Raw genomic sequence first — 3,400 nt, 5'->3', positions numbered from 1 at the left:
AGTGCTTGACAACTGCAGGGGTTCCAGAGATATGCGTTTTGATCTAGTTTGAGAGAAGACATGTACAACTTTTAGACTTGGACTGCTCCGGAAAGTTCTCGATCAAGCACTGCAACGTTTTCGCGATCCTTTTCATACCCTTGCATGAGTTCTGGAACTGTAACTTTTACCTTACCAGAAACCATCAATGCAGCCATGAGGGCCAAGATTTTCAGTTCGTTGTACGTAAATGTCGTTTCGTTCATTTTTATGCTCCTAAAGAGGTTAAGGTTAAGTAATTTATCAGTGAGCAGTGTTGATTTTGGCAAAAATATTGCACTGCTCACCAATCATTCTAACCCTCCTTAGGAGCACCAAAAACACCATGTATATCAAAGAGTTAGAGAAATAACAATAAAAAGAGATAGGCAAAATGGAAGATCGCGTTAGAACGATGAGCTGCAATCTCAGCAACCGTTATTTGAATCCCGGTTTTAAAGAGTTGCGCAGCACTATTGCAGATCATCAAGCTCCTTCTTGGGGCCAGATGTATTTTTTGGTTGAGTTGTGCAAAAAAACAATTGAAGAACTGGAGAAAAATCCTCCGGAAGAAAAGGAGTATTACAGCTGCTTTATTCTTTGCACCTGCGGACCAAAAGACTTTTTAATAGGCGTTCTTGAGGTCATTGAAGAAACAGAAGAGTATGACTTTTGGCTTCCGCGCATTGTGATGGAATGGGAAGAGAGGGAGCTATTTTTAACCGCTCTTCAGATTATCGGTAAATATCTCGGGCTGATCTCACATAAGGAAATACCAATCGTTAACCGCTCTGAGTATTATCGTATAACCAGTGATCCATACTCATATTCCTCTAATTTCGATCAGCTAGGACAAATAGGTTCCAACCTTGCCCGAATCGGTTCTTTTGTCAGAAGTGAAAATCTATATAGTTCGTTGGATATTTTGTCCTCTGTCATCGATGAGCTGGAAACAGAATGCAGACGCTTGACTGGTTTTCTCAACTGGTTCCAACAGTGTATCGGGAACAGCGGGAGCTTCTATAGAGATATAAAGAACTTCCGATTCTTGCAAAAAGGCGCCCCGGCAGCAGAGTCCAACAGCGTGAGACTGGCTAACGGGCTTAGAGAATGCGGTTCAAAAATCAAACGTATTAGTCGTGAATTATCAGGCCTCGGACAAGAAGTCAAACCGTTTCAGCTAGAAGACCCGAAAAATTTGGAGATTATCGATGATCTGAATGAGTATTTAGGAGGCCTCAAATATGCGATAAGACAACTGAAAGAGCAGCTTTCAGAAAAAGAAGAGGCCCAAAAAGGAGCCGAAAGGCGGCGAAGAGATGAACTAGACCGCTGGGTTGAAGAATTTATTGACGAAAATTTTAAAGACACGGAGCCGATATTGTTAGGTCAACCGGAGATCTGCCTGAAGCCAGAACTTCCAGAGCATCCCGACAAGGAGAACAGACAATGAGAATCAACAATAAAGAAATCAAGGACGCGGAAATTTCCGTTGTGTCTCAACGGAAAGTTCAAGGACTCAAAGGACTCAAAGCAATTTTTACTTACGAGGCCCGGATAAAGAAAAAAGGTCGGACGTATAAAAAACAGTCTGAAGATTTGGGATTCCTTCAGAACTGGCTGCTCTCTCAATTAGAGGCTGCATAGATATGTAGTCGCAAAGTTTAATGTCCGGGACTGCAATCTGCTTCTAAAATAGAAGTTGGTTAATGTTCTTGGCAGGACACGTTAACCGTCCCGGACGCCCCAATTTTAAGTCCTGCCCCGCAAGGAAAGTGCGGTGAAAATTCAACTTTCCCTCGATTGTTCGTAACAGATTGCACAAAAGTCCTGCCAGATTTTTTGATCAAAACACGTTATGAACAAAATTTATAAAAAGGTATTCAACCGCTCCCGAGGCGTATTTGTTGCTGTGTCCGAGGCTGTTAGCTCGGCATCTCAGCAAAACAAAAAGTCCGTTTTAGTCGCGGCAGCCGTTTTAAGTGTCATTGCGTCACCTGCTGCTGCGCTGACGACCATTGACGGGGATGTATTCGGGAAGGATTCTAGAATTCCCTTCCAAAGTCGAGGAACTGTCCTTTCGGACAGCACTACGATCAATGGGAATTACACATGGAATATTGATAGAAGCGAAGGCTTTCGACATGGCGTACTGACCATTTCGATTGGTGCTGATTACTATAGTTCCCTCAGTAATACATTGACCGTTGAAAAAAACTTTCGAGTTACAAACAACGGCAGCGTCAACATCGCACACAACGGCGATAAAGGCGGAGACATCTATTCAAGTTTGGTCGTAAAGGGTGATGCGACCATTGATTCCGGTTCAGACCTTAGTCTGATTACGAGCGGAGACAGCGGTAACGATCCGACGATGCACGTTAGCTTGATCGTAAACGGAACGCTCTATAACAACGGCAGTCTCTATTCCATCGGAGGTAATGAAGCAAGAAAAACCTACGGATCTTTCGCTATTAACAACTTTGTCAACAACGGCTCTTTTTGGTTCGATTCACCGAATGATCTAAACGGTACTTTCAATAACGTAACTCAAGCCGGAGGCTCTTTTCAGCAACTGGCAATAAATGATTTCCATATCAACGGAACGCTGACGGTTTCCGGTGGAACGATAAGCAATAACGCCCTCCTTGTTGTTGGTGCTGATTCAGGAAAATTTTCTGTGGGTCAAGTGTTGAACTTGGCCGGAGGAGTTCTCTCAAATCGTTCTGCGCTGACTCAAGTCGGAGGCTCAATCAATGTTACAGCCGGAAGTTACGACTTCGGCACATTGAATAAATCTAATGGTACGTTGAGCAATGCCTCAACTTTAGTCATCACAAATTTCAATCAGTCCAACGGTTCCAGTTCAAACTCCGGCAATTTGACGATTGGCAATGCAAATCTTGGCGGCTCCCTGACAAATACCGGAACGCTTTCTTTGACCGGAACAGTGACTTCCCGCGGAAACCTGACAAGCTCAGGTACGCTGAACAACCGGGGGAACTGGACGGAAGCCGCACACTACGCCATTTCCGGAAACCTCACCAATACCGGCAGTGTGAACTTCCAAAACGGCTTTGAATTTGCCGCTAATGGACGCCTGAATTCGTCCGGCACGCTTCAGACGAATAATGCGGCCAATGTTTTTGATTCACTTGGCAGCCAAGGTCAAACCGCTCTATCGACGGTTAGTCTGCAAGCGGTTCTGCCTGAAGAAACTAAAACTGCCTTGACTGACCTTTTTCGGCATTACGTTCCGGGAAGCGTTGCTCAAAGCTTAATTGACCATGCAACGTTTACCGGCGGAAAAGTGATCGTGACCGGCGTCAATCTCACGACGACGCAGCGAGACGATTTGGTCCAGGCATTCAAAGCAAAGTTT

Annotated in this window: 4 protein-coding genes; 3 read left to right on the top strand and 1 reads right to left on the bottom strand. The window is 44.5% G+C overall.

Going from position 1 to position 3,400, the window contains the following annotated elements; translation table 11 throughout:
* Nucleotides 1-71: 71 nt before the first annotated feature.
* The gene (locus tag HMPREF9439_RS13230) at nucleotides 72-245 is read right to left on the bottom strand and encodes a hypothetical protein (RefSeq protein ID WP_157645883.1); all 174 of its coding nucleotides are present in this window, start codon (nucleotides 243-245) and stop codon (nucleotides 72-74) included.
* 215 nt (nucleotides 246-460) lie between these two features.
* Here HMPREF9439_RS13230 and HMPREF9439_RS09950 point away from each other — a divergent pair, with 215 nt between their 5' ends.
* The 3 genes from HMPREF9439_RS09950 to HMPREF9439_RS09940 form a co-directional block, all read left to right on the top strand.
* Complete coding sequence (locus HMPREF9439_RS09950) at nucleotides 461-1,471, top strand: hypothetical protein (protein ID WP_157645882.1); 1,011 nt, start codon at nucleotides 461-463, stop codon at nucleotides 1,469-1,471.
* A complete protein-coding gene (locus HMPREF9439_RS09945; protein WP_008864753.1) occupies nucleotides 1,468-1,665 on the top strand; it encodes a hypothetical protein in 198 nt (65 codons plus the stop codon). Before HMPREF9439_RS09950 ends, HMPREF9439_RS09945 begins: the two co-directional genes overlap by 4 nt.
* A 211-nt stretch (nucleotides 1,666-1,876) precedes the next feature.
* On the top strand, nucleotides 1,877-3,400 hold a 1,524-nt coding region (locus HMPREF9439_RS09940; RefSeq protein ID WP_008864752.1), incomplete at its 3' end, for an ESPR domain-containing protein.

This window comes from Parasutterella excrementihominis YIT 11859 (assembly GCF_000205025.1).
GTDB classification, from domain to species: Bacteria; Pseudomonadota; Gammaproteobacteria; order Burkholderiales; family Burkholderiaceae_F; genus Parasutterella; species Parasutterella excrementihominis.
Note: the sequence above shows the minus strand (reverse complement) of the source record. Positions and strands in the feature narration are given on the sequence as shown.

Bases quoted from the DNA above. Each gene is read 5' to 3' on its own strand.
- HMPREF9439_RS13230 (WP_157645883.1), bottom strand. From the start codon at position 245: ATGAACGAAACGACATTTACGTACAACGAACTGAAAATCTTGGCCCTC.
- HMPREF9439_RS09945 (WP_008864753.1), top strand. From the start codon at position 1,468: ATGAGAATCAACAATAAAGAAATCAAGGACGCGGAAATTTCCGTTGTG.